At 63.0% G+C, this 26,125-nt stretch carries 26 protein-coding genes; 15 read left to right on the forward strand and 11 right to left on the reverse strand.

All coding sequences use genetic code 11. The features are described 5' to 3' along the window. Positions 1-68 precede the first annotated feature (68 nt). The 4 genes from N7E70_RS12890 (at position 69) to N7E70_RS12905 (ending at position 2,510) form a co-directional block, all read left to right on the forward strand. Positions 69-593 carry an RrF2 family transcriptional regulator gene (locus N7E70_RS12890; RefSeq protein WP_154386326.1) on the forward strand — a complete coding sequence of 175 codons (525 nt, stop codon included), beginning with the start codon at positions 69-71 and terminating at the stop codon, positions 591-593. 8 nt (positions 594-601) lie between these two features. Beyond that, positions 602-1,048, forward strand: a complete 447-nt coding sequence (locus N7E70_RS12895) for a carboxymuconolactone decarboxylase family protein (RefSeq protein ID WP_210283696.1) — start codon at positions 602-604, stop codon at positions 1,046-1,048. A gap of 72 nt (positions 1,049-1,120) precedes the next feature. Further along, positions 1,121-1,498, forward strand: a complete 378-nt coding sequence (locus N7E70_RS12900) for a DoxX family protein (protein WP_263006602.1) — start codon at positions 1,121-1,123, stop codon at positions 1,496-1,498. A gap of 415 nt (positions 1,499-1,913) precedes the next feature. Continuing rightward, positions 1,914-2,510: an EF-hand domain-containing protein gene (locus tag N7E70_RS12905; RefSeq protein ID WP_263006603.1), complete on the forward strand. Its 597-nt coding sequence runs from the start codon at positions 1,914-1,916 to the stop codon at positions 2,508-2,510. A gap of 140 nt (positions 2,511-2,650) precedes the next feature. On the opposite strand, the gene N7E70_RS12910 is transcribed toward N7E70_RS12905, so the two are convergent. Beyond that, positions 2,651-3,286, reverse strand: a complete 636-nt coding sequence (locus N7E70_RS12910; protein WP_154386372.1) for a TetR family transcriptional regulator C-terminal domain-containing protein — start codon at positions 3,284-3,286, stop codon at positions 2,651-2,653. A gap of 239 nt (positions 3,287-3,525) precedes the next feature. Here N7E70_RS12910 and N7E70_RS12915 point away from each other — a divergent pair, with 239 nt between their 5' ends. The 9 genes from N7E70_RS12915 to N7E70_RS12955 all read left to right on the forward strand — a co-directional run bounded on the left by N7E70_RS12915 (position 3,526) and on the right by N7E70_RS12955 (position 12,535). Next, complete coding sequence (locus N7E70_RS12915) at positions 3,526-4,854, forward strand: aspartate aminotransferase family protein (RefSeq protein ID WP_263006604.1); 1,329 nt, start codon at positions 3,526-3,528, stop codon at positions 4,852-4,854. Then, a complete protein-coding gene (locus tag N7E70_RS12920) occupies positions 4,851-5,150 on the forward strand; it encodes a cupin domain-containing protein (protein WP_067960273.1) in 300 nt (99 codons plus the stop codon). The genes N7E70_RS12915 and N7E70_RS12920 overlap by 4 nt, the downstream gene beginning before the upstream one ends. Positions 5,151-5,161: 11 nt before the next feature. Then, entirely contained in the window at positions 5,162-6,412 is a 1,251-nt protein-coding gene (locus tag N7E70_RS12925) for a Zn-dependent hydrolase (RefSeq protein ID WP_067960275.1), read from the forward strand. 153 nt (positions 6,413-6,565) lie between these two features. Continuing rightward, positions 6,566-8,017, forward strand: a complete 1,452-nt coding sequence (gene hydA / locus N7E70_RS12930) for a dihydropyrimidinase (RefSeq protein WP_263006605.1) — start codon at positions 6,566-6,568, stop codon at positions 8,015-8,017. Positions 8,018-8,059: 42 nt separating this feature from the next. Then, entirely contained in the window at positions 8,060-8,554 is a 495-nt protein-coding gene (locus tag N7E70_RS12935) for a hypothetical protein (RefSeq protein ID WP_067960280.1), read from the forward strand. 118 nt (positions 8,555-8,672) lie between these two features. After that, positions 8,673-9,494, forward strand: coding sequence for an ABC transporter ATP-binding protein (locus tag N7E70_RS12940; protein ID WP_182573203.1), 822 nt, complete (start codon positions 8,673-8,675; stop codon positions 9,492-9,494). 6 nt (positions 9,495-9,500) lie between these two features. Further along, on the forward strand, positions 9,501-10,379 hold the full coding sequence (locus tag N7E70_RS12945) for an ABC transporter permease (protein ID WP_154386322.1): 879 nt from the start codon (positions 9,501-9,503) through the stop codon (positions 10,377-10,379). Beyond that, entirely contained in the window at positions 10,376-11,509 is a 1,134-nt protein-coding gene (locus tag N7E70_RS12950) for an ABC transporter permease (protein ID WP_371818560.1), read from the forward strand. The genes N7E70_RS12945 and N7E70_RS12950 overlap by 4 nt, the downstream gene beginning before the upstream one ends. Before the next feature lie 51 nt (positions 11,510-11,560). Continuing rightward, entirely contained in the window at positions 11,561-12,535 is a 975-nt protein-coding gene (locus N7E70_RS12955; protein ID WP_067960286.1) for an ABC transporter substrate-binding protein, read from the forward strand. A gap of 260 nt (positions 12,536-12,795) precedes the next feature. Here N7E70_RS12955 and N7E70_RS12960 read toward each other — a convergent pair whose 3' ends face one another. From N7E70_RS12960 to N7E70_RS12985, 6 genes are all read right to left on the reverse strand, one after another. After that, on the reverse strand, positions 12,796-14,484 hold the full coding sequence (locus N7E70_RS12960) for an ArnT family glycosyltransferase (protein ID WP_263006606.1): 1,689 nt from the start codon (positions 14,482-14,484) through the stop codon (positions 12,796-12,798). A gap of 8 nt (positions 14,485-14,492) precedes the next feature. Beyond that, entirely contained in the window at positions 14,493-14,822 is a 330-nt protein-coding gene (locus N7E70_RS12965; protein WP_067960293.1) for a lipid-A-disaccharide synthase N-terminal domain-containing protein, read from the reverse strand. Then, the gene (locus N7E70_RS12970; RefSeq protein WP_067960294.1) at positions 14,819-15,535 is read right to left on the reverse strand and encodes a glycosyltransferase family 2 protein; all 717 of its coding nucleotides are present in this window, start codon (positions 15,533-15,535) and stop codon (positions 14,819-14,821) included. The genes N7E70_RS12965 and N7E70_RS12970 overlap by 4 nt, the downstream gene beginning before the upstream one ends. A 182-nt stretch (positions 15,536-15,717) precedes the next feature. Further along, positions 15,718-17,370: a thiamine pyrophosphate-binding protein gene (locus N7E70_RS12975; RefSeq protein ID WP_154386320.1), complete on the reverse strand. Its 1,653-nt coding sequence runs from the start codon at positions 17,368-17,370 to the stop codon at positions 15,718-15,720. Continuing rightward, a complete protein-coding gene (locus tag N7E70_RS12980; RefSeq protein WP_067960299.1) occupies positions 17,367-18,542 on the reverse strand; it encodes a CaiB/BaiF CoA transferase family protein in 1,176 nt (391 codons plus the stop codon). The genes N7E70_RS12975 and N7E70_RS12980 overlap by 4 nt, the downstream gene beginning before the upstream one ends. A gap of 96 nt (positions 18,543-18,638) precedes the next feature. Further along, positions 18,639-19,571, reverse strand: a complete 933-nt coding sequence (locus N7E70_RS12985; protein WP_154386319.1) for an alpha/beta fold hydrolase — start codon at positions 19,569-19,571, stop codon at positions 18,639-18,641. A 211-nt stretch (positions 19,572-19,782) separates the two neighbouring features. Between N7E70_RS12985 and N7E70_RS12990 the strand changes: the two genes are divergently transcribed. Both N7E70_RS12990 and N7E70_RS12995 read left to right on the forward strand, forming a co-directional pair. Beyond that, complete coding sequence (locus N7E70_RS12990; RefSeq protein WP_067966320.1) at positions 19,783-20,709, forward strand: ABC transporter ATP-binding protein; 927 nt, start codon at positions 19,783-19,785, stop codon at positions 20,707-20,709. Next, positions 20,706-21,467: an ABC transporter permease gene (locus N7E70_RS12995; RefSeq protein ID WP_067960302.1), complete on the forward strand. Its 762-nt coding sequence runs from the start codon at positions 20,706-20,708 to the stop codon at positions 21,465-21,467. The genes N7E70_RS12990 and N7E70_RS12995 overlap by 4 nt, the downstream gene beginning before the upstream one ends. 15 nt (positions 21,468-21,482) lie before the next feature. Here N7E70_RS12995 and N7E70_RS13000 read toward each other — a convergent pair whose 3' ends face one another. The 4 genes from N7E70_RS13000 to N7E70_RS13015 all read right to left on the reverse strand — a co-directional run bounded on the left by N7E70_RS13000 (position 21,483) and on the right by N7E70_RS13015 (position 25,864). Further along, a complete protein-coding gene (locus N7E70_RS13000; RefSeq protein ID WP_154386317.1) occupies positions 21,483-22,400 on the reverse strand; it encodes a cation diffusion facilitator family transporter in 918 nt (305 codons plus the stop codon). Positions 22,401-22,463: 63 nt separating this feature from the next. Beyond that, positions 22,464-23,750, reverse strand: coding sequence for a tlde1 domain-containing protein (locus N7E70_RS13005; RefSeq protein ID WP_263006607.1), 1,287 nt, complete (start codon positions 23,748-23,750; stop codon positions 22,464-22,466). A gap of 247 nt (positions 23,751-23,997) precedes the next feature. After that, a complete protein-coding gene (locus N7E70_RS13010; RefSeq protein ID WP_154386316.1) occupies positions 23,998-24,327 on the reverse strand; it encodes a hypothetical protein in 330 nt (109 codons plus the stop codon). 97 nt (positions 24,328-24,424) lie between these two features. Continuing rightward, the gene (locus N7E70_RS13015) at positions 24,425-25,864 is read right to left on the reverse strand and encodes a metal-dependent hydrolase family protein (RefSeq protein WP_067960304.1); all 1,440 of its coding nucleotides are present in this window, start codon (positions 25,862-25,864) and stop codon (positions 24,425-24,427) included. Positions 25,865-26,125 lie beyond the last annotated feature (261 nt).

The raw sequence follows: 26,125 nt of genomic DNA on the forward strand, positions 1-26,125 counted from the left end.
TGTTCGCATGCGCCTATTGCGGATATTATTTATCCACGATATTATATATCCACGATAAGGAGACCACGATGAAGCTCGGTGATGGCGTGGAGGCGGCGATCCATTGTGCGGCGATGCTGGCCGGCGTCGATGGCGACGGCACGCTGCCCGCCAATGCCATGGCCGAAGCCTTCGGCCTGTCACCGAGCTACCTGCTCAAGCACTTGAAGGCGCTGACGGCGGCGAAGGTGCTGGAATCGCTGCCGGGTCCGAGTGGCGGCTACAGGCTGGCGAAGCCGGCCGAGCAGATCACGCTGCTCGACATCGTGCTGGCGGTCGAGGGCAGGGAGCCGGCGTTCCGCTGCGGCGAGATCAGGCAGAAGGGCAAATATGCCCTCGACCCCTCGGCCTATGTGAAGCCCTGCGGCATAAATGTCGCCATGCTCAAGGCCGAGCGTGCCTATCGCGCCGCACTTGCAGGCACAAAGCTGTCCGACATCGTCTCCGACTTCACCGAGAACACCGACCAGCGCATCGTTGCCGCCAGTTGCGCATTCGTCGCGCTGAACCAGCGGCCGCAAAAGAGAACCATCAACGAAAGGAAGATACCGTGAAACCAAGGATGAATTTCTACACCGCTGCACCCGACCTGACGAAGCTCTTGGTCTCGCTCAACACCGCAATCAATGAATGCGGCCTCGAGCACAGCCTGCTGCACCTGATCAAATTGCGCGCATCGCAGATCAACGGCTGCTCCTATTGCGTCGACATGCACAGCCGCGAGGCCAAGCAGGATGGCGAGACCGAGCAGCGCCTCTGGCTCGTTGCGGCATGGAAGGAATCGCCGCTTTTCAGCGAGCGTGAGCGCATGGCCTTTGCCTGGACAGAAGCGGTCACCAACATTGCGGATGCCGGTGTTCCGGCCGAGCTTTATGCCGAGGGGCAAAAGCACTTCTCCGGTGAGGAACTGGTCAAGCTCACCATGGCGGTCGGTATGATCAATACCTGGAACCGGCTTTGCGTGACGTTCCATGCCGTCCATCCGGTCGCCGACGCCAAGGCCGCCTGAGTTTTCCAGCCTTCCCAAAAAATCAGACGTATTTTCAGCGGTCGCCGATGGCGGCCGCGCAAGGAGCTGTGCATGTTCGAAACTGATATTTCCGTGCTTACTGCAGTCGGCCGTCTTTTGCTCGGCGGCGCCTTCGTCTTTGCCGGACTGCGCAACATTACCAACACCAAGCTTTTGTCTGGCATGATGACTGCGCGCGGCGTACCGCAGGCCCATCTCGTCCTATGGGCCGGGATCATTCTGCAAATCGTCGCCGGCCTGATGCTGGTCGTCGGCTTTCACGCCGCCTATGCGGCCGCGGCCCTGATCGTGTTCCTGATTGCCGGGACGCTGATGTTCAACAATTTCTGGGATCATCAGGGCCCGGATCGCGCCTCGCGAATCAATGGCGTGGTCAGCAACGTGGCGCTGGCCGGCAGTTTTCTGATGGTGATCGCAACAGGCGGTTAAGCTGCTTTGCAGCGAAGGAACAGATTCAATCTGTGCTGCCAAGTCATGCCAGAAAAAGTGCTTTCCTGATTTGAGAAAGGCCTGTGGTCAGCGGCGTTGCGCTCTTCAAACAAGGTGAAATCACCTTGTCCGGACACGAAAACGCCTGCATCGGGACGCGTCTCATGTTTCAATGAACGCTGCAGCCTGTCCTCATTGGCGGGCCGCCAAGCCGACGGCGAAGACGAGACACGCCATGACCAGAACGCCCAAGAAAAGCGAAACGCTGGAAATCCGGATTCCGCACGAAACCAAGCAGGCCCTGATGGCCCGCAGTCGGGCAGAGGGGAGGCCGGCCAGCGAGGTCGTGCGCGGTTTCATCGACGCCTATCTGTCCGAAGCGGCATGTTCAACCCCCTCAGCTTGGGACAGAAACATGACCAGACTTCGCCTCTACGCCCGGCCATCCATGGCCCTTTTTGCCACCCTCGTCGCCGTAGGCGGCGTCGGGCTCGCCGTCTCGCCAGCCACCGCACTGCCGGACCTCCAGGCCGCTTTCAAGGAAGCCGACGCCGATGGCAATGGCGCGCTCAGCGCCGACGAGTTTGGCGGAACATTGTCAAGAACCTTCCGGATCGGGCCAGCGGCCAATACGGCCGAACCGCCGGCACCGCCCAAGGCTGACAAGGCCCAGCCGGGACTGATGTTCGTCATGTGTGCGGCACCCGAGACGGGGGACAAGCCGGTGGTATTGTCAGTGCGCGTGCCCGACAGCGGCGGCGCCAAGGATCGCGCCGGCCAGTTCAGGACAATGGATCTCAACGGCGACGGCAAGCTGAACTTCGAGGAGTTCGAGGCGCATCACCGGGCGCTGGTCGACCGGGCCTTCGCTGCCGTCGACGCTGACAAGGACGGCTTCCTGTCGCCGGGAGAGGTCGGTGGTGACGGCGATCGCGCTGATCTCGTTGCCGCCTTCGACCGCGACGCCGACGGCAGATTGTCGCCCCAGGAGTTCATGGCGCCGAAGGAGTAGTGGGTGACGGCGCTCCGGCCGCCGTGGCTGGAGTGCCAAACCGTCCCAAGGACGCGCAATCGCGCCTCCGAGAGAAGACCCACGGCCTTGTGTTCGAGCAGGATCGCTGGAAATGACACGGAAGTGGCGTGATAGCGCGGTCAGCCAGCCTTCGGCTTGAGCCCTTCGAGGAACAGCTGTTCGAGAAATCGGGCGGCATCCTCGAAACGGCCGTCGCCGCCACGGTCCGGGCCGAGCACGGCGCGGACCTGGACGTCGAAATCGGCATAATGCTGGGTCGTTGCCCAGATCGAGAAGATCAGGTGCCAGGGGTCTGTCCTGGCGATCTTGCCGGCCCGCATCCAGCCTTTGATGACCTCGGCCTTCTCGTCGACGAGTTCCTTCAGCTCGCCCTCCAGCATCGGCATGATGCGCGGCGCGCCTTGCAGGATTTCATTGGCGAAGAGCCGGCTCTCGCGCGGATAGTCGCGCGCCATTTCGAGCTTGCGCCTGATGTAGCTGCGCAACTCGGTCATCGGGTCGCCGATGTTGTCGAGCTCCTTCAGCGGCGCGAGCCAAGTGTCGAGCAGCCGGTGCATCAGTGTCTCGTGGATGTCTTCCTTGCGCCTGAAGTAATAGAGCAAATTGGGCTTCGACATGCCCGCCGCCTCAGCGATCTGGTCGATGGTCGAGCCACGGAAGCCGTTGGTCGAAAACACCTCCAGGGCGGCTTCGAGGATGACCTCACGCTTCTCTTTCTGGATGCGGGTGCGGCCGCGCGGTGTCGAGCCTTCCATGGTCATGACATCCCGCATTGGAGGGTGGACGGAGATCGCATCTGGACCAATCCGCTGGACCAGTTCTTGCCGACCTGTGGAGCGCGCCTCAGAAGCCGCATTTCCGGTAGTAATCCCTTGACCGCCAATGCGGCGGTGCTAACGTTTGTCCATTCGGTCAAAAAATTGCGTAGCATGAAAACGCACCGAAGACCAAGCGTTGGCCGTACCTAAACAGGGGAAGAAAGGAAAGCTTGGTCATGTCGGACAGGCTCAAAGTTACGCCCAACGATCTCAGCGCATTCTGGATGCCGTTCACCTCGAACCGGCAGTTCAAGCAGTCGCCGCGCATGATGGTTGCGGCCAAGGACATGCATTACACCTCGAGCGACGGCCGCAAGGTTCTCGACGGCACCGCCGGTCTCTGGTGCGTCAATGCCGGCCACTGCCGGCCCAAGATCACCGAGGCGATCCAGAAGCAGGCGGCAGAGCTCGACTATGCGCCGGCCTTCCAGATGGGTCACCCGATCGTCTTCGAGCTGGCCAACCGCCTCGTCGACATCGCGCCCAAGGGCATGGACCACGTCTTCTTCACCAATTCCGGTTCGGAATCGGTCGAAACCGCGCTCAAGATGGCGCTGGCCTATCACCGGGTGAAGGGCGACGGCGCGCGCACCCGCCTGATCGGCCGCGAACGCGGCTATCATGGCGTCAATTTCGGCGGCATCTCGGTCGGCGGCATCGTCACCAACCGCAAGATGTTCGGCACGCTGCTTGGCGGCGTCGACCACATGCCGCACACCCACCTGCCGGCCAAGAACGCCTTTACCAAGGGCGAGCCGGAATATGGCGCAGAATTGGCCGACGAACTCGAGCGCATCGTCACGCTGCATGACGCCTCGACAATCGCCGCCGTCATCGTCGAGCCGGTCGCCGGCTCCACCGGCGTGCTGATCCCGCCGAAGGGTTATCTGCAGAAGCTGCGCGACATCTGCACCAAACACGGCATCCTGTTGATCTTCGACGAGGTCATCACCGGGTTCGGCCGTCTCGGCACGCCGTTCGCGGCCGACTATTTCGGCGTCATCCCCGACATCATCACCACCGCCAAGGGCGTCTCCAACGGCGTCATCCCGATGGGTGCTGTGTTCGTGAAGAAGGAGATCCACGACGCCTTCATGATCGGCCCCGAGCATATGATCGAGTTCTTCCACGGCTACACCTATTCGGGCAATCCGATTGCCTCGGCCGCGGCACTGGCCACGCTCGACACTTACAAGGAAGAGGGCCTTTTGACCCGCGGCGCGGAGCTTGCATCCTACTGGGAGGAGGCGCTGCATTCGCTCAAGGGCGAGCCGCATGTCATCGACATCCGCAACATCGGCCTGATCGGCGCGATCGAGCTGCAGCCGATGGCTGGCGCGCCGACCAAACGTGCCTTCTCGGCCTTCGTCAAGGCGTTCGAGCGTGGCGCGCTGATCCGCACGACCGGCGACATCATCGCCCTGTCGCCGCCGCTGATCATCACCAAGGGCCAGATCAACGAGCTGATCGACCACGTCCGGGAAGTGCTGAGGATGGTGGATTGACCTACCAGGCGCGGCAGCAGGCGACGAGCGAAGTGCTCGTCGACGACGACAGGGTCCGCGTCACGCGCTGGGATTTCGATCCCGGCGCGGAAACGCGTTGGCACCGCCATGGCATGGACTATGTCGTAACGACGATCACGCCTTGCGCTTTCCTGCTGGAAGAGCCCGGCGGCGGCACGCGACGCGTCGACATGGCTGCCGGCGTCGCCTATAGGCGCGACGAGGGCGTCGAGCACAATGTGGTCAATGCCGGCGACAAGCCAATGTCGTTCGTTGAAGTCGAGTTGAAAGCATAAGGGTCCGAACCATGTCCGCACCAGGCGAAAATCTACGAATCAATTCAGAGCGTTTGTGGGATTCGCTGATGGAAATGGCGAAGATTGGCCCCGGCATTGCCGGCGGCAACAATCGCCAGACCCTGACCGACGAGGACGGCGAGGGCCGCCACCTGTTCAAGAAATGGTGCGACGCGGCCGGGCTTGAAATGGGCGTCGACGAGATGGGCACGATGTTTGCCCGTCGCGAAGGCACCGATCCCGATGCGCTGCCGGTGTATGTCGGCAGCCATCTCGACACCCAGCCGACGGGCGGCAAGTTCGATGGCGTGCTCGGCGTGCTTGGCGGCCTCGAAGTGATGCGCACGCTCAACGACCTCGGCATCAAGACCAGGCATCCGATCGTCGTCGCCAACTGGACCAACGAGGAAGGCACGCGTTTTGCCCCCGCCATGCTGGCATCTGGCGTATTCGCCGGCGTGCTCGACCAGGATTATGCCTACGCACGCACCGACGCCCATGGCGCGCGCTTCGGCGACGAGCTCGAGCGCATCGGCTGGAAGGGCACCGAGAAGGTCGGCGCCCGCAAGATGAAGGCCTTCTTCGAGCTGCATATCGAGCAGGGGCCGATCCTCGAGGACGAGGACATCGACATCGGCGTCGTCACCCACGGCCAGGGCCTGAAGTGGCTGCAGGTGACGCTGACGGGGCGTGAGGCCCATACCGGCTCGACGCCGATGTACAAGCGCCGCAATGCCGGGCTCGGTATGGCGCGGGTGACCGAGCTGGTGCACGAGATCGCCATGGACTACCAGCCCGACGCCGTCGGCGCCGTCGGCCACATGGAGGTCTATCCGAACTCGCGTAACATCATCGCCGGGCGAACCGTCTTCACCATCGACATCCGCTCGCCGGAGAAGGAAGTGCTCGACGCCATGGACGGGCGCATCCGCGAGGGCATCGCCACGATCTGCGAGGCGCTTGATATCTCCTACGAGATCGAGCAGGTCGGCCATTTCGACCCGGTCGCCTTCGATGAGAGCTGCGTCAAGGCCGTGCGCGACGCCGCCGAGCGGCTCGGCTACAGCCACCGCGACATCGTTTCGGGTGCCGGCCACGACGCCTGCTGGATAAACCGCGTCGCGCCGACGGCGATGGTGTTCTGCCCATGTGTCGACGGGCTGAGCCACAACGAAGACGAAGAGATCTATCCGGAATGGGCCGCCGCTGGTTGCGACGTGCTGTTCCACGCCGTGGTCGAGACCGCGGAGATCGTTGAGTGATTCTTTGGGCCGACATCTCCACGCTCGCAGCCCTTTCCCATCACGGGGAAGGGCGGCTTGCGCTTGGCCTGCGTGGAGTGTCTGCCGTTACATGATGTGAAACTTTGCTGAAGCGCTCGCAAAGAAGCGCGGCAACAATAGGGGAACTGAACAATGACCAAAGTCATCCGAAACGGCACCATCGTCACGGCCGACCGGACGTGGAAGGCCGACGTGTTGATCCAGCATGGCAAGATCGTCGCCATCGGCGAGAACCTGCATGCCGACCACGAGTTCGACGCCACTGGCTGCTACGTCATGCCCGGGGGCATCGACCCACACACCCATCTCGAAATGCCGTTCATGGGTACTTATTCGGCCGACGACTTCGAGAGCGGCACACGCGCGGCGCTGTCCGGCGGCACGACCATGGTTGTCGATTTCTGCTTGCCGTCGCCTGGCCAGTCGCTGCTCGAAGCGCTGCAGATGTGGGACAACAAGACCTCCAAGGCCTGCTCCGACTACTCGTTCCACATGGCGATCACCTGGTGGGGCGAGCAGGTGTTCAACGAGATGGCTCAGGTGGTCGACAAGGGCATTACCTCGTTCAAGCACTTCATGGCCTACAAGGGCGCGCTGATGGTCGACGACGACGAGATGTATTCGTCGTTCAAGCGTTGCGCCGAGCTCGGCGCGCTGCCGCTGGTCCATGCCGAAAACGGCGACGTCGTCGCCCAGCTGTCGGCCAAGTTGCTGGCCGAAGGCAATAACGGCCCCGAGGCGCATGCCTATTCGCGGCCGCCCGAGGTCGAGGGCGAGGCGACCAACCGCGCCATCATGATCGCCGATATGGTGGGCTCGCCGCTCTATGTCGTGCACACCTCCTGCGAGCAGGCGCATGAGGCGATCCGCCGGGCCCGCCAGAAGGGCATGCGCGTCTATGGCGAGCCGCTGATCCAGCATCTGGTGCTCGACGAGACCGAATATTTCAACAAGGACTGGGATCACGCCGCACGCCGGGTGATGAGCCCGCCCTTCCGCAACAAGCTGCACCAGGATTCGCTGTGGGCCGGCCTCCAGGCGGGTTCTCTCCAGGTGGTGGCTACCGACCATTGCTCGTTCACGACGGCGCAGAAGCGCACCGGCGTCGGCAATTTCACCAAGATTCCCAATGGCACCGGTGGTCTCGAGGACCGCATGCCGGTTCTGTGGACCAAGGGCGTCAACACCGGCCGGCTGACGATGAACGAGTTCGTGGCAGTGACCTCGACCAACATCGCCAAGATCCTCAACATGTACCCGAAGAAGGGCGCCATCGTCGAAGGCGCGGATGCCGACATCATCGTCTGGGATCCCAAGCGCAAGAAGACCATCGCCGCCAAGACCCAGCAGTCGGTGATCGACTACAACGTCTTCGAGGGCATCGAGCTGACCGGCCTGCCGCGCTTCGTCTTCACCCGCGGCGAACTGGCGATCCAGGAGCACGAGGTCAAGGCGCATCCCGGCCATGGCGAATTCGTCGCGCGCGAGCCGCATGCAGCCGTCAACCGGGCGCTGTCGCAGTGGAAGGAGATCACTGCGCCGCGCAAGGTGGAGCGGACGGGCATTCCGGCAACGGGCGTGTGATCGCTTGTTCGTCGTGGTTTCGATGGCGGCGAGGGCATTCCGATGGCACCGAAAACCGTCACGCCCAGACGCGGTTTCGACAGATACTTCTCACTCGGCGCGCTTGTCGGGAGCGTGTTCGCCGGCATTTGGGCTGGTGGGACCATGGTGATGCTCCCCAATGCTGAAACCATTTCGGAACTGCCATTGCATGTGGCTGGTTCGGTTTTGGCGAGCATGGTGATCGCAATCTTCTGGACCATTCCTATGAGCGCGGTCGTCGGTCCGATTGTCGCTGTGATGGCGATAGCATGGCACAATCGCCCACTGCCGGGTTTTGCAGGAGCTATGGGGTGGGGGGCTGCCGTTGGCTTGACGATTGGATTGCTGCTCGTCTTGCCCGATGTCGTCACCCGTGGGGCTGTTCTTATTCTTAGCAGCTGGCCGCTCGCCTTGGGCGGTATCGTGGGTGGAACGGTTGGCGGGGCCGCCTATCGGGCACTTTATGTCTATCGTTATCCGGACGAGGGGCATGGTCGGCAAGGAGGCCGCGTTTGACCAACCAAGGTTCCACGGCAAAAGGCCGGCCGTTTCCTGCGTCTAGAAAGAGTCGCGATCAAGTGGACGCCTACCTCAACTTCGGAGAGGATGGCATGATGTGGGGTAAAGTCGGGCAATGCTCATGACAGTCAATCAAGCCACGGCGACGCGTGTCGATCAGAACGCCGTCGTCGAAGCCAGACAACTGGGGCTGACCTTCCAGACCAATGACGGCCCGGTGCGGGCGCTGTCGGACGTCAATCTGACCATCAACAAAGGTGAGTTCGTCTCCTTCATCGGGCCTTCGGGCTGTGGCAAGACGACGTTCCTGCGTGTCATCGCCGATCTCGAGCAGCCGACGGAAGGGAAGATTTCGATCAACGGCATGTCGCCCGAGCAGGCGCGCGAGGCGCGCGCCTATGGCTACGTGTTCCAGGCGGCGGCACTGTTCCCGTGGCGGACGATCGAGAGCAATGTCGGCCTGCCGCTCGAGATTATCGGCCTGCCCAAGGCGGAGCAGCAGGAGCGCATCAAGCGCACGCTCGACCTGGTCAATCTCTCCGGTTTCGAGAAGAAGTATCCCTGGCAGCTTTCCGGCGGCATGCAGCAGCGCGCCTCGATCGCACGCGCGCTGGCCTTCGACGCCGATCTATTGCTGATGGACGAGCCGTTCGGCGCACTCGACGAGATCGTGCGTGACCATCTCAACGAACAGCTGCTCCGGTTGTGGCGGCAGACCAACAAGACGATCTGCTTCGTCACCCACTCGATTCCCGAGGCTGTCTACCTCTCGACCCGCATCGTCGTCATGTCGCCACGCCCGGGCCGGGTCACCGACGTGATCGAGTCGACGCTGCCCAAGGAAAGGCCGCTCGACATCCGCGAGAGCCCGGAATTCCTGGCGATCGCCGCGCGCGTCCGCGACGGGCTGCGCGCCGGCCATTCCTACGAGGATTGAGCCACAATGGATCGTGTTCGAGACCGGGTCGTGCCCGTCATCACCATCCTCGCTGTCATCGTCGTCGCCTGGTATGCCTTCGCCGTCTTCATGAACGCACCGTTCCAGCGCGATCTCGACCGACGGGCGGGCGAGACGCCGACGACAATGGAATTCATCGGCAAGACGCTGTCGCAGCCCAAGCCGACGATGCCCGCACCGCACCAGGTGGCGCAGAACTTCTTTGAAAACACCTTCCTCAGGAAGGTCACCAGTGCGCGCAGTCTCGTCTACCACTCGTGGGTGACGCTGTCATCGACGCTGCTCGGCTTCACCTTCGGGACGGCACTGGGCATCCTGATCGCCGTCGGCATCGTGCATGTGATCGCGCTCGACCGCAGCCTGATGCCGTGGATCATCGCTTCGCAGACGATCCCGATCCTTGCGGTGGCGCCGATGATCATCGTCGTTCTGGCGGCAATCGGCATTACCGGGCTGATCCCCAAGGCGCTGATTTCGACCTATCTGTCGTTCTTCCCTGTCGCCGTGGGCATGGTTAAGGGGCTGCGTTCGCCCGATCTCATGCACCTCGACCTGATGCATACCTACAATGCGAGTGCGTCGCAGACCTTCTGGAAGCTGCGCGTCCCGGCTTCGGTGCCGTTCCTGTTTGCCTCGATGAAAGTGGCGGTGGCGGCAAGCCTGGTCGGCGCCATCGTCGGTGAACTGCCAACGGGAGCGGTTGCGGGCATCGGCGCAAAACTGCTCGCGGGCTCCTACTACAGCCAGACCATCGACATGTGGGCAGCGCTCGTCGCCGGATCGGTGGTGGCGGCAATGCTGGTGGTGCTGGTGGGGATCGTCGGCAAGATTGTCGAACGCTCGATGGGTGGGAGGCCGGCATGATGAACTCCAAGCCGTCCTGGCAGGTCGGGCTGGCGGTGCTGCTTTGCGCCGTAGCCATGGCGACAATGCCGATGCTCGCCACGGAGGCTACGGCACCGATGTCGAGAGGCACGACGTCACTTGTCATCGGGCTGATCGCATTGAGCGGCGTTGCCTCCTTCGCCATGTTTGCCGGCATCGCCAGTGCTGCCCTGCTGTTCGTCGGCGCGCATGGCGCTGCCTGGTTGCTGATCGCGGGTGTTGCTGGCAATGAAGGCATGGCGCGCCTGCCATACTTCCTGCTGCTTGCCGCCGCCTGGCTGCTGGCCTGGCGTTGCGTCGCCGTGCTGTCGGCAGTCCGCCCGGTGTCGAAACAGGCAAGGACGTTGCTCAGGCTGCTGATCCCGGCGATCTTCGGGGCGTGGATCCTGATCATATGGGAGGCGGTGACCCGCGGAGCGGGCATCCCCTTCATCCTGTTGCCGCCGCCGAGCGCAATTGCCGCGCGCATCGGCGCATCGCTACCGACCCTTGCCGCCGACGTGCGCCAGACGATCTTCAAGGCGGTTCTGTTCGGCTACGTCGTCGGCTGCGCCTCGGGCTTCGTCGTCGCGATCCTGGCCGACCGCGTGCCGTTCCTGCGCCGCGGGCTCCTGCCGATTGGCAACATGGTATCGGCGCTGCCGATCATCGGCGTGGCGCCCATCATGGTGATCTGGTTCGGCTTCGAGTGGCAGTCGAAGGCCGCCGTGGTCATCATCATGACCTTCTTCCCGATGCTGGTGAACACCGTTGCCGGCCTCGCCGCATCGGGCCACATGGAGCGCGACCTGATGCGCACCTATGCGTCCAACTACTGGCAGACGCTGTTCAAGCTGCGCCTGCCGGCCGCCGCCCCCTTCATCTTCAATGCGTTGAAGATCAACTCCACGCTGGCGCTTATCGGCGCCATCGTCGCCGAATTCTTCGGCACGCCGATCGTCGGCATGGGCTTCCGCATCTCGACCGAGATCGGGCGCATGAATGTCGACATGGTCTGGGCGGAGATCGCTGTTGCGGCTCTGGCCGGTTCCGTCTTCTATGGCGTGGTCGCCCTGATCGAGAGGGCCACCACTTTCTGGCATCCGTCTGTCCGTGGTGGGCGGGCGTGACCTGAGCTCCTTGGGCGGGGCCGCGGTCCAACTTCAGAGGGAAAGAAGAAGATGAAAAGACTGATGGTATCGTTGATGGCGGGAGCGATGTCGCTGGCCGCCGCACAAGCGGCACTCGCCGCCGACAAGGTGACGCTGCAGCTCAAATGGGTGACCCAGTCGCAATTCGCCGGCTACTATGTCGCCAAGGAGAAGGGCTTCTATGGCGAGGAAAACCTCGACGTCGACATCAAGCCGGGCGGTCCCGACATTGCGCCTGAGCAGGTGATCGCCGGCGGCGGCGCCGACGTCATCGTCGACTGGATGGGCGGCGCGCTCGCTGCCCGCGAGAAGGGTGTCGGCCTGGTCAACATCGCCCAGCCCTACAAGAAGGCCGGCATGGAGCTGGTCTGCCCGAAGGACGGCCCGGTCAAGACCGAAGCCGACTTCAAGGGCAAGACGCTGGGCGTCTGGTTCTTCGGCAATGAATATCCGTTCTTCGCCTGGATGAACAAGCTTGGCCTCAAGACCGAGGGCGGCGCCGATGGCGTGACGGTGCTGAAGCAGAGCTTCGACGTGCAGCCGTTGATTCAGAAGCAGGCCGACTGCATCTCGGTCATGACCTACAACGAGTACTGGCAGCTGATCGACGCCGGCTTCAAGCCGGAAGAGCTGACTGTCTTCAACTACACCGCCATGGGCAACGATCTGCTCGAGGATGGCCTCTATGCCATGGAAGACAAGCTCAAGGATCCGGCCTTCGAAGACAAGATGGTTCGCTTCGTGCGCGCCTCGATGAAGGGCTGGAAATATGCCGTCGACAATCCAGACGAGGCTGCCGGTATCGTCGTCGACAATGGCGGCCAGGACGAAAACCACCAGAAGCGCATGATGGGCGAGGTGGCCAAGCTGATCGACAATGCCGACGGCAAGCTGATCGAGGCGGCCTACAAGCGCACCGCCGACGCGCTGCTGGCACAGAAAATCATCACCAAGGAGCCTTCGGGCGCCTGGACTTCGGCAATCACCGACAAGGCGATCAAGTAAGCTTTTGGATGATTTCGGAAATCGGAAAGGGGCGGGCGACCGCCCCTTTTTTGTTTGAGGTTGGCGCTCGAGGTGCCTCCTCTTCTAGGCTCGCCTTTCAGGCGAACACCTCAGGACGAGGGCCGTTGTGGCAGAGGCGCTTCCCGGAAGGGCGTAGCGCCGTCAGGAGAGCGGGGCCAACTCCTGCGTCCTGAGTGCCTTTGAAGCGGGCCTCGAAGGACCCGCGCACGACCAAGGTGCGCCCGTCGGGCAGCCGGACGCTACTTCGCCAGCGTGTAGAAGGTCAGCGTGCGCGGCTCGCCCTTGGAATAGTTCATGCCTTCAATGATACCGCGCTGCCGGAGCGCGTCGGCACCACCGGGAACGGCGGCGAGGAAGGCTTTGCTTTCGGCTTCTGCGACGACGGCGATGGCGCAGGCGGGATCGGCGATGAGTGCCGCAGCCGCACCCTTGCCGTCGGTCAGCTGGGTGTTCGTGCCGGCGAGGAAAACGAGGCTTGGCTCGCCATAGCCGGCCGAGGCCAGCACGGAGGTCGGGCAGGGCTTCAGCTTCTCGAAGCGCTCGGCGATCTCAGGGCTGAGCCAGAGCGGCTTGAGCGGCGGCAGGATCTTCAGCGTCAGCACGCCAAAGACCGCAGCAGCCGCCGCCGCGGCGAAGGCGATGCGCTTGACCGGGTCCATGCCATCAGGCGCGCCGATGCCGTAGCGGGCGGCGATCAGGACGAGCACGGCGGCCAGCAGCCCCCACCAGGAGACATAGCCGAGGAAGTAGGGCGTGATGCCGAAAGCGATTGCCGAAAGGCCGATGCTGATACCGAACATGCCGAAGGCGCAAGCGCGGCGCAGCCAGAGCTGCCAGCGCGACAGCTCGATGCTGGCGGCCGATTTGGAGGTCAGCAGCCAGGCCATCAGCAGGATCATCGCCGGGTAGGCCGGCAGGGCGTAATGCGGCAACTTGGTCGGAATCAGCTCGATCGCCACCCAGTAGGGCAGGTACCAGGCAAGGCAGAACAGCAGGCGCGGGTCCTGCCGGAAGTTGTTGAGCGCCTTGAGCCCGCCTTCGAGTGCCACCAGCGCGAAGGGCCACATGAACAGCGAATAGGTCAGGAAATAATAGCCGGGCGGGAAACCGTGGGATTCCTGGCCGGAGCCGACCTTGCTCAGCAGGTCTTTGCCGACTGACTCCTGCCAGAATTCGGCGCCGGTCTTGAGCGTAATCAGGATCAGCCAAGGGGCCGCAACCAGAAGGGTCAACAGCAGGCCGGTGAATGGTCGAAGCTTGCGCAACCATGCGCGGTCCTTGTCGAAGACGACGAGGGCGGAGATGGTGAGCAGGCTGAGGAAGGGGATCACCGGTCCCTTGATCAGCAGCGCCAGGCCCTGTGCGGCCCAGAACAGCCAGTTGGCGTTGCCCTGCGGCCTGCCGGCCTTGTGGCCGAGATAGATGGTGGCTAGCGCGCCCTGGGCGAGCAGGGCGGTGGCGAGAAGGGTGGCATCGGTCTTGGCGATGCGCGCCTCGACGCCCAACATCAGGATGCCCATCATGCCGAGGCCGGCAATGACCCCGGCGCTGCGTCCGAACATGCGGTCGGCGATGAAGGCCAGCGCCAGCACCGAGAAGGTACCGGCGAGCACCGAGATCAGGCGGTAGACCCAGATCGGGGCGTCGCTGCCCTGGCCGCTCAGAAGCACCGCTGTGGATTGCAGCCAATAGATGCCGGCGGGCTTCTTGTAGCGCGGCACGTCCTGGAAGCGGATGTCGACATAGTCGCCGCTCTCGACCATCTGCTTGGTCGCCTGGACGAAGCGCGACTCGTCGCGGTCGGTCGGCGGCAACGTCGAGGTGCCCGGCGCAAAGGCGAACAACGCGAGCAGGCCCAAGAGGAGATAAGTCAGCGGCGTCAACGTTTTGCGGGACGTTGCGGAGGTTTTGAGTCCGATGGTCGACATGCCCGTGGTCAGTCCGTCTTGGACATAGCCAGGCGCCGCTCATTGGCGATCAGCCAGAGATTGCGGATGTAGATGAACAGGCCAAGCCCCTGGCCGGCAATGAAGACCGGGTCCTGGCGCTTGATGGCGTAGATCAGAAGCAGCGCGCCGCCGCCGAGCGAGAAGAACCAGAAGGCGATCGGTACGACCGAGCGCTTGGCGCGTTCGGAAGCGAGCCACTGCACCACAAAGCGCATGGTGAAGAAGCCCTGGGCAACGAAGCCGAGCAGGATCCAGCCGTCGAACTGGGCGATGAAAACGTCGTGCAGCCAGGTGCCGAGTTCCGAGATCAGGTTCATTGGCCAAGCTCCGTGACTGATGGCACGACCTTGCGGCGGCGGCGCAGCCACCACACGCCGAAGAGGTCGAGAACGCCGCGCAGGCCGCGATCGAGGATGCCGTAGTTGGACTTGCCGTGGATTCGCGAGCGGTCGACGACGTCGACATGGACCACGCCACGGCCTTCGCGCAGCGCAAGTGCCGGCAAATAGCGATGCCAGCCGTCGAAGAACGGCAACTGGCGGAACAGGTCAGTGTGCAGGGCTTTGAGGCCGCAGCCCGAGTCGCGGGTGCCGTCGTGCAGAATCCGCTCGCGCAGGCCGTTGGCAAAGCGCGAAGACAGCTGCTTGAGCTTGGTGTCGGTGCGTTTGAGACGCTGCCCTGCGGCGATGCCGACGGTGGGGCCGGCGGCAACAAGCGCGTCGGCGAGCTTGGGCAGGTAGGCCGGGTCGTTCTGGCCGTCGCCATCCATGGTGACGACGACGTCGCCTTTCGCGGCAAAAACCCCGGAACGGACGGCCGCACTCTGGCCGGCGGAACGGTCGTGCCTGACATGGCGCAGGCGGCCGGCGCTGCGCGCTAGCTCGGCGAGAACGTCTGGCGTGCGGTCGGTGGAGCCGTCGTCGACGACGATGATCTCGTAGTCGCGGCCGGCCATCGCGGCGTGAACCTCGCCGATCAGGATCGGCAGGTTCTCAGCCTCGTTCTTGCACGGAATGACGATTGAAATCATCAGTTTGCCTGGGGAAGGTTACAACAGGATGGCGAAATTCGCGGCCTCAATAGCATAAAGCCGCGTCTTTGCCACGATGGTTGCGCCTTTCCCTGAGCCAAGTTCCCAGTTGACTGCTGGGGCAGGTCTCACTTTTTCGAGATGTCCATTGGGGCAAGGTCTCCCTTGCCCCAATGCAATGCTCAGCGCTTGTCCCTGATGTCACTCAGCGTGCGCGTCGGCGTGATCGCTTCGGGATCGAGCTTGATCTCGAGGATCGACGGCTTGCCGCTGGCGCGTGCGCGTTCGAAGGCTGCGGCGAACTCGTCGGTCTCACGCACCGTCTCGCCATGGCCGCCATAGGCGCGGGCAAGGGCTGCGAAGTCAGGGTTCTTGAGGTCGGTTGCCTCGACACGGCCGGGATATTCGCGCTCCTGGTGCATGCGGATGGTGCCGTAGATGCCGTTGTTGACGACGATCACGATGATCGGCAGGCCGTATTGCACGGCGGTGGCGAATTCCTGGCCGTTCATCATGAAGCAGCCGTCGCCGGCAAAGGCGATGACCTCGCGCTCCGGGAACAGACCTTTGGCGGCAACCGCTGCCGGTGTGCCATAGCCCATCGAGCCGGAGGTCGGCGCTGCCTGCGTGCCGTAGCGGCGGAAGCGGTGGAAACGGTGCACCCAGGTGGCGTAGTTGCCGGCGCCATTGGTGAGGATGGCGTCCTCGGGCAGCACCTTTTCCAGCCAGTTCATGATCGGGCCCATCTGCACGGGGCCGGGGCCGGTGAGCGGCGGGGTCGACCAAGCGAGATAGTCGGCATGCGCCTTTTTCGTCTCCTCGGCCCAGCCTGGTACTGCCGGACCCTTGCGCCTGGCGAAAGCTCGCACGAAAGCGGCCGGCGAGGCGTTGATGGCGATCGTTGGCCGGTAGACGCGGCCGAGCTCGTCCGGATCGGCATGGACGTGGACGAGCTGCTGGTCCGGATAGGGGCTCTTGAGCAACGTGTAGTCGGACGACGGCATTTCGCCGAAGCGGCCGCCGATCAGCAGCACGAGGTCGGCTTCCTTGATGCGCGTGGCGAGTTTTGGATTGATGCCGATGCCGACATCGCCGGCATAGTTGGCGTGCAGGTGGTCGAACAGCATCTGGCGCCGGAACGAGACGCCGACCGGCAGCGACCATTTCTCTGATATCGCCTGAATGTCATCGAAAGCCAGGCGCTGGTCCCAGCGCGTGCCGCCGAGGATGACAAACGGGCGCTTGGCTGCGTTGAGCAGCGCCTCGACCCGGTCCAGCTCGGCCTCGCCAGGATGGGTTTCCACTTGTACGGCGGGAAGGGCGACAGGTGCCTCGACTTCGCTGGTCAGCATGTCCTCGGGCAACGAGATGACGACCGGGCCGGGACGGCCCGACGTCGCCACCGAAAAGGCGCGGGTGAGCAGCTCGGGAATGCGCGCGGCGTCGTCGATCTCGACAACCCATTTGGCGATGTCGCCGAAGAAGCGGCGGTAATTGACCTCCTGGAAGGCCTCGCGCTCCTTGGCGTGGCTCGCCACCTGGCCGATGAACAGGATCATTGGGATCGAATCCTGCATGGCGATATGAACACCGGCCGACGCATTGGTGGCGCCGGGACCGCGGGTGACGAAGCAGATTCCTGGCTTGCCGGTGAGGCGGCCGTGGCAGTCGGCCATCATCGCGGCACCGCCTTCCTGGCGGCAGACGATGCTCTGGACCCTGGAATCATGCAGGGCATCGAGCACGGCCAGATAGGATTCGCCCGGCACGCAATAGATGCGGTCGACGCCATTGGCCTCGAGCGCCTCGACGATCAGTTTTCCGCCGGTCTTCATTTCGCAGTCTTCTCCAGTTCGGCAAGGATCTCAGCGGTGTGTTGCCCGAGGCGCGGCGACGGGCGGTCATAGGCAAGCGGCGTCTCCGACATCACCATCGGCGCGCGCACCGACGGCAGCCTGTTGCCGAGGCCGTCGTCGAGGTCCAAGCGCATGCCGCGCGCGATCGCCTGCGGATCGGCGAAAGCCTGGCCGATGGTGTTGATCGGGCTTGCCGGCACCCCCGCAGCCTCGAGCTTTGCCAGCAACTCTTCGCGGCCGAAGCCGGCCAGGGCTGCGACGATCTTTTCGCGCAACGCGACGCGGTTGGCTACGCGGGCCGAGTTGGTGGCGAAGAGCGGGTCGGTGGCGATGGCTTCGAGCCCGACGATGGCGCAGAATTTCTGGAACTGGCCGTCATTGCCGACAGCAAGGATGAAGTGCCCGTCGCGCACCGGCAACACCTCGTAGGGCGAGATGTTGGGGTGGGCATTGCCCATCTGCACCGGCGAGTTGCCCGAGACGAGGTAGTTCAGGTTCTGGTTGGCGAGCACCGACATCTGGGCGTCGAACAGCGCCATGTCGACATGCTGGCCCTGGCCGGTGGCCTCGGCGTGACGCAGTGCCGCCTGGATGGCGATGACGGAGTAGAGCCCGGTGAATATGTCGGTGACGGCGACGCCGACCTTCTGCGGCTCGCCACCGGCGGGGCCGGTGATCGACATCAGTCCGGACATGCCCTGGACGATGAAGTCGTAGCCGGCGCGGGGGGCGTAGGGTCCGTCCTGGCCGAAGCCTGTGATCGAGCAATAGACCAGCTTCGGATTGATCTTCTTCAGGCTGTCATAGTCGAGGCCGTATTTCTTCAGGCCGCCGAGCTTGAAGTTCTCAATCAGCACGTCGGCGCCTGCGACCAGCTTGCGCACGATCTCGGCCCCTTCCGGCGTCGAGAAGTCGAGCGCGATCGAGCGCTTGCCGCGGTTGCAGGAATGATAATAGGCCGCCGAAAGGTTTTCGCCGTCATGCGAGGTGACGAAAGGCGGGCCCCATTTGCGGGTGTCGTCGCCGCCGTCAGGATTTTCGACCTTGATGACATCAGCCCCGAGGTCCGCCAGCAATTGCCCGGCCCAGGGACCGGCAAGGATGCGGGCAAGTTCGATGACGCGGATTCCGTGAAGAGGCGGATTGCTCATGAGGCACCAGATGTCATTTCAACAGATTGTACACAATTGGCTCTAACAGGAGTCCCGATTGGCCGCCACAGCGTTGGACTGGGCCAGCCCTGCCATTCACCGGGGAAGCGTCCGGTCGAGCCAACCGGCGAAATCGGCCATGATGGGTTCGCGGTTGATCTCGTTCAGGCTTTCGTGGCGGGTCTCGGGATAAACCTTTGAAACGAGATTCGAAAAGCCCATCCGGCGCAGCCGCCCGGCGAGCGCCTCGACAGCCTTGCCGCCATCGGTTGCGGGATCGCGTTGACCGCCGACCAGATTGAACGGCAAATCCCTGCGCACGCCGGCGAAGTTGCCGTCGTCGGCACCGGCGAAGACGAGGTCGAAGACGTCGATCCACATCGACACCGACGCATCCCAACCGCAGAGCGGATCGGCGACATAGGCGTCGACCTCTGAGACATCGCGCGACAGCCAGTCGAATTCGGTGCGTCGGTTGGGAATCTTCCTGGCCCAGTCGCCGAAGGTCAGTTTGGGCAGCATGCGGGAGGGCACGTCCGAGCCCAGCCGGAAGCGCTCGAAGGCGAGGATCGCCTGCGCCAGGCGGCCAAGTATGCCGGCGGAGAAATTGGCGTTCCATATCGCGGCAGCAGCAACGCGTTCGGAGTGGCGCAGGACGAAATTGAGCGCGATCAGCCCGCCCATCGAATGACCGAAGACGACCACCGGCAGACCGGGATGCTTTCCGGCGATATGGTCGTGGATCGCCGCGATGTCGGCGACCACGATGTCAAAGCCGTTCTTGCCGGCGAAACGGCCCTTGGGCGCATCGGGGGCAGTTGTCGCGCCATGGCCGCGATGGTCGTGCGCATAGACATGGCAGCAGCGCGCGGCAAGGAAATCGGCGAAACGGGCGTAGCGCGCGCCATGCTCGGCGAGGCCGTGGTTGATCTGGACGACGGCACGGGCAGGTGTGTCGGCGTGCCTGACATAAAGATTGAGTTTTGCCCCGGTCGGGGAGGCAAGCGTGGTGGTGGTGTCGAACGGCATTGCTGTCTCCCCCGGTGCGGACTGTCGGGGATGTCAGGTGCGCCCGTCAAGGCCGGCGAACCGTGGTGCACAGGGACAATGTCAGGAGTTGTCACGACGTCCCTTGTTCGGCGGAAGCCAGCCCATATATTGCGCTAACCTCAGAACCGGCCGCCCCCGCCGGCATTTTTCGCGATTTTCCGTACCATTCCCAGCTGAAGTGATGATCGTCATGCAGCCGATTATTTCCGTTTCCAATCTTTCCAAGACCTATGCGTCGGGCTTTTCGGCGCTGAAGAACATCAATCTGGACATTCGCCGCGGCGAGATTTTTGCGCTGCTCGGGCCCAATGGTGCCGGCAAGACGACGCTGATCAGCGTCATCTGCGGCATCGTCAATCCGACTTCGGGCACCGTACTGGCCGATGGCCACGACATCGTTCGTGACTATCGTGCGGCGCGCACGCTGATCGGCCTGGTGCCGCAGGAGCTGACGACCGACGCCTTCGAGACGGTGTGGGCGACGGTGAGCTTCAGCCGCGGCCTGTTCGGCAAGCCGGCCAATCCGGCCCACATCGAAAAGATCCTCAAGGACCTCTCCCTGTGGGACAAGAAGGACAACAAGATCATCACCTTGTCGGGCGGCATGAAGCGCCGCGTGATGATTGCCAAGGCGCTGTCGCATGAACCGCAGATTCTGTTCCTCGACGAACCCACGGCAGGTGTCGATGTCGAGCTCCGGCGGGACATGTGGGAGGTGGTGCGCCTGCTGCGCGAAACCGGCGTTACGATCATCCTGACCACGCACTATATCGAAGAAGCCGAGCAGATGGCCGACCGCGTCGGCGTGATCAGCCATGGCGAGATCATCCTGGTCGAGGAAAAGGCCGAGCTGATGCGCAAGCTTGGCCGCAAGCAACTGACGCTGCAGCTGCAGCAGCCGCTGGAGCAGGTACCGCCGGCGCTTTCGAGCCACGGGCTCGAACTGTCCGAGGACGGCAACGAGCTCATCTACACCTACGACACCCAAGGCGAGCGGACGGGCATTACGGCCCTGCTCAAGGACCTCAACGACGCCGGAATCCGCTTCCGCGACCTGCAGACCAAGCAGAGCTCGCTGGAAGAGATCTTCGTCAATCTGGTGAGTGAACGGCGATGAATTTTTACGCGATCCGCGCAATCTATCTGTTCGAAATGGCGCGTACGTGGCGCACGCTGCTGCAGAGCATCGTCTCGCCGGTCATCTCGACCTCGCTCTATTTCGTCGTTTTTGGTGCGGCCATCGGCTCGCGCATCAGCGAGATCAACGGCATCAGCTATGGCGCCTTCATCGTGCCCGGCCTGGTCATGCTGTCGCTGTTGACCCAGAGCATTTCCAACGCATCGTTCGGCATCTACTTCCCGAAATTCGTCGGCACTATCTACGAGCTTTTGTCGGCGCCGGTGTCCTATCTGGAGATCGTCATCGCCTATGTCGGGGCGGCGGCGTCCAAGTCGATCATTTTAGGCGTGATCATCCTTGCCACCGCGGCCCTGTTCGTTCCGCTGCAGGTCCAGCATCCGGTCTGGATGCTGCTGTTTTTGGTGCTGACGGCGGTAACCTTCAGCCTGTTCGGCTTCATCATCGGCATCTGGGCGCGCAGCTTCGAGCAATTGCAGCTGGTGCCGCTGCTGATCGTTACCCCGCTGACCTTCCTGGGCGGCAGCTTCTACTCTATCGACATGCTGCCGCCGTTCTGGCGCACGGTGTCGCTGTTCAATCCGGTGGTCTATCTGGTGAGCGGCTTCCGCTGGAGCTTCTTCGGCGTCTCCGACGTCAATGTCGGCATCAGCCTCGGCATGACGCTGATGTTCCTGGCGGCCTGCCTTGCCGCCGTCTGGTGGATCTTCAGGACTGGCTGGCGCATCAAGGTGTAACAGAAGGGCGGAGGCTTACTCGGCCCATTCCCTGTCGGCGGTGAAGGCGATCGTCAGCCAGCGGTCGGGGCCTTCGTCGCCGAGTTCGTCGCCAATCTCGTTGCGCAGGGCGTCCCATTCCTCGATGGTCCTAGCGGGCAGGCCGGGCGGGACGATGAAATAGAGCTCGACCTGCATCAGGCGGCCGACCTTGGCGACATAGGCGCGGTATGAGACGAAGCCGTGCTTCTTCACCGTTGCCCGTGCGACCTCGTCGACATGTGCCTTGAGCGCCTCGGGCGTGATCAGCAGAATGTCGGAGAAGGCCTGGCGAATTGTGCCGATGGGCATCGGGATGATGACCAGGCAGACAAGCGCGAGCACAGCCGGATCGACATAAGGCGCTGTCCAGGCAAGCTTTGAGCCTTCGACTAGCCAGCCGCCGATGAAGGCGATCAACAGTGCCGCGGTGATGCCGCCCGACATCATCCAGGCGGTGACGTCGAGCGCCACGAAGTCGGACTGGATCGTCCGGTTGGCGCGGCTGCCGATGGTCGCCATCGTCAGGCATGCGGCAAGGGTGACGGCCGCATAGATGATGGCGAAATCGAATTCGAGATGATGTCCGCCGGCCAAAAGGTTGGCGACAGCATTGATCAGCGCGTAGCAGGAGACGCTGATCAGCACGATGCCGTTCAGGCCGAGCACGATGGGCTCGAGATGCCAGAAGCCAAACGAGAAGCGCTTGTGCAGGCGTCGGTTGTGGGTGGCATTGCTGGTGATGAGGCGGGCGACGATCAGCGCCAGGATGGTCATCGTCGCATCGGCGAGCGAATAGGCGCCGTCGAAGGCGATGGAGAAGGAGCCGCTGAGGACGCCGAAGACGATGCCGAACAGCGCGACGACGAACGTCACGGCGATTGACATCCGAAGCAGATTTGTTTCGGTTTTCATGGGTCAGCTATGAAATAGCCGCCTGCGGATGTCCATCGCTGACGGCTTGAGGGCGGTCTTGCCTCAGATCGCCTTGCCGTTCGAGGCCAGGCGGAAGCTCTCGCGGCCGCCGCTCGGCACCACGATCATCTGCTTGACCTTGCCCTGCTTGAAGGCGGTGAGGAAGCGCTTGTAGTCGGCGAAGGCGACGCAGCCATGCGACTCCTCGCGCCCACCGCGCAGCAAATAGCTATGCGTCAGGAAGCCGTCGCGGCCATATTTGTTCTTGCCGTCGACCGGCAGCATGCGGATCGCCTCGACGCCGTGGAAGCGGCTCTCGCGCATCTTGAGATTGTAGGTGTGGGGCGGGGTCGGGCCGTTCATCTTGACGTGGACGTAGCGCGGGTTGTCGGCCATGTTGCCGATGCCCGAATGTGCCTCGAGCACGCTGCCGTCGGGCATGTAGACCTTGGCGGCGCTGATGTCATAGACCGCTACGCCGTTGCCGGCGCGGGTCTTACCGCCGAACAGGCTGCGCAGCGACTGGCCGAGCGTGCTGCCCGGCTTGTCCTCGGGAATTTCCGGGCGCGCATAGGCGAGTTTTTGCGGCTTTCGGGTTTCTGGCTTTTCGACCACCTTCGGTGCACTGACCTCGGGATCGGGGACGTTCGCCTTGCCGACATCTGCAGGCTCGGCGGCAGCGACTTCGGGGCGGAGTTCCGGACGGGGGCCGGCCGACGGGGTTTCGGCATAGTCGGGCAGGGCGGCCGCTTCTGCTTCAGCTTGTGCCGCGGCGAGTTCCTCTTCGGAAGACCCGGTCAGAAGGGTCGACAGTGCAGTGTCGGCAGCGCCGCCAGGCGACGGATCAGCATAAGCGAGGATGGTCGGGCGCTCTGCGACCGAAGCTGGCAAGGATACCGGCTGATCGGCGCTCTCTGCGGCGTCGGCAAGCTGTCTCAGTTCGACGGAACTGGCCGCGAACAGGCTGGCGAGCTTCTTGGAGCTCAGATCAGCCATGCTGGCTATGGTGTCGAAGCGGGCGGCATTGCTGTTTGCGGGCGCGGCAGCCGCTACGGTTGCATGGCGGGCTGATTTGCCCAGACTGCCGGCTAGGCTGGCCATGGCGGCGGGCTTGGCGCCGTTGGCGGATATCAAGGGCTTGGTCGAGGCGGCGAGCCGCGATGCCTTGTCGGTACTGACATAGGCCGTGAGCCGCGCCTGCTTGACGATCACCGGCTGCGCGTGCGGCTTGGGCGCCAGGTGGGCCGGATCGAAGGCGCTGACATTGCTTAATGCGGCCATGCCGGCCATCGACCACGCTGCCATGCCGGCGAAAGCCGTGCCGACACAAGCGATGACAAACGGGCGCACCAGACGGCGCAAGGATTGTGGACGAACGATTTTACTCAAAACGCGTAGCAGACCAGTTGTCCCGCAACATCGTGCGGCCGGCGAAGCGACCGCAGTGCGTGATTTCCGGAATGTCCCCAACTCGACAGAACGATGGAGAAAGGATGGACAAATGTGGTTAATTTTTGCTTTGCGTCCGAGCGATGTGTCGCGCTCGCGCTCGGCTGCTCCAGCCGTACGCGTATAGCCAAATTGCCAATACCAAAAATCAGCTGTTGTCGGCGCTCGCTGCGGCAGGCGAATTCTGGCTGCGGCGTGCAACGTCGATGCACTCGGTCAGGTGCTCGCGCACCCTTTCAGCAGTTTCCAGGTCGAAGTTGATGTAATTGGTAGGGGAGCCCTGCGCGCCGGCATAGCCGTCAGGTATCATGGCGAGCGATATGTAGAATTTGGCGCCATCTATAGATTTCTTCACGCGCCACTCAAAGAACGAGCTCAGGTTGGTGCCACGTTCTCGCGGCGTTGCAAAAATGACGTCGCCAAGGAGAGCGTTCAGAGATTTTGACCGGGAGAACAGCTTTCTGAATACGGGCCACACCTGCCTGCTGCCTCCCAGCTAACCTTTGTTCAAGCGCAATGCTTACCATCTGTCGCACGGGCCTGATTGGGCTGCAATTGGCACGTTGGTGGGACATTCAGCCAAGTGTGTTCTTGTGGATCGTGCCGTCCTTCATGATCACGACCATGTTCTTTCCTGGCTCGCTGATCAGGTCGATATTTTCGAGCGGATTTCCGTCCAGAAGGAGCATGTCGGCGAGGGCGCCTGGTTCGATCACGCCGAGCTTGCCGGGATAGGGATTGCGCAGATTGGACAGCGCCAGCAGCTGCGCATTCCCCGAAGTTGCCATGCGGAGTGCCTCGGCATTGGAGTAGAAATTGCTGAGATGGGTGAACATGACGCTTTGGCGCGCGGTCATTGCCGGCGAAAACAGCACGTCGGAACCCCACGCGGTCCTGATGCCGTGCTTGCGAACAAACTCGTAGACCTTGGGAGTGCCGGCGAACAGCTGCTGTATGCGTTCCGCGCTTGGACCGGTCTGAGGCTCAGCATCCTCGACGGTGAGGAATGGCTGCATGCTAAGCCATACGTCTTTTTCGGCAAAGAGCTTTGCCGTCGCCTCATCCATCAGGTGCGCATGCTCGACGCAGGCCGCTCCGGCGTTGATCGCCCGCTGAACGGTGTTGGGGGCATAGGCGTGGACGGTGATGTATGTATTCCAGTCTTTTGCCACAGAGACGGCAGCGCGTATCTCGTCTTCGGCAAAGGTCGACATGTCGAGCGGGCTGCGCGGCGACGAAACCCCGCCACCGCCGACAAGCTTGATCTGCGATGCCCCCTGGATCAGCTGCTCGCGGATGCGCATCTTCAAGTCGGGAATGCCATCGACGACCGCGTTGGCTCCCATCAGTTCGCCGACGCTGAGCTGGTTGCCATCTCGCGGGATCTCTGTCGGCATGCGCAAATCGCCGTGGCCTCCTGTCGTCGTGATCATCGCTCCGCAGGGAAAGATGCGTGGGCCCGGAACGATGCCGCTGTCGACAGCCTGTTTGAACGAGAAAACCGGACCACCCAAATCCCGGATCGTGGTGAAGCCGCGCAGCAAGGTACGCTCTGCCTCGGCGGTGGTGGCAGCGAAGATGATGCCCGGATCGCCCGCCAGCAGTACGTTCAACGGCACCGCCGCAAACACCGTATGCCAGTGGGCGTCGATCAGGCCCGGCATGAGCACACGATCGCCGCAGTCGATGACAGTTGCGTCGGAGGGTGCTGCGCTGTTTTTCGTGTCTACCGCTGTGACACGGTTGCCTTCGACCAGGACCTGAACGCCAGTCTTGAGTGTGTCGGAGGTGCCGTCGAACAGCCTGACCTGCCTGAACAGGGTTTTTTGTGACGGGCCGGGTGCCTGGGCCAGGGAAGGCGAGGCAAGAGCGGCAAAGCTTGCTCCCATGCCCGCCATGAAGCCGCGTCGCGTAAGGGCCTCGAGGCGTCGCGATGCCTGCTGAATCTCGGGGCTGAAGCAGCTGCAGCCGGTTCCGTGAACGAGGTGCTGGTACTTCTGACCTAACCGGAGCATTGCATCCCCCATCAGCCTTCGAGCGAAGTTAATGTAGTCCCATGGGAGGCATTGGCAACCTTAGATATTGCCTTGGCAAGAATACCACCAAGGTGATCTGGATGGTCCTCTGCCTGTTGGCGCGGGCACGACCGAGGCGTGGTGTCCGGACAGTGCTCGGACGCGCGTGTCATCGCGATGTTCGCCCCGAAAGCATTTGCCGTTTGGGGTAGGATGGCCTACATAGCGCGCAAATCTCCGTTCACCTGAAGCAGGATACGC

This window comes from Aminobacter sp. NyZ550 (genome assembly GCF_025628925.2).
GTDB classification, from domain to species: Bacteria; Pseudomonadota; Alphaproteobacteria; order Rhizobiales; family Rhizobiaceae; genus Aminobacter; species Aminobacter ciceronei.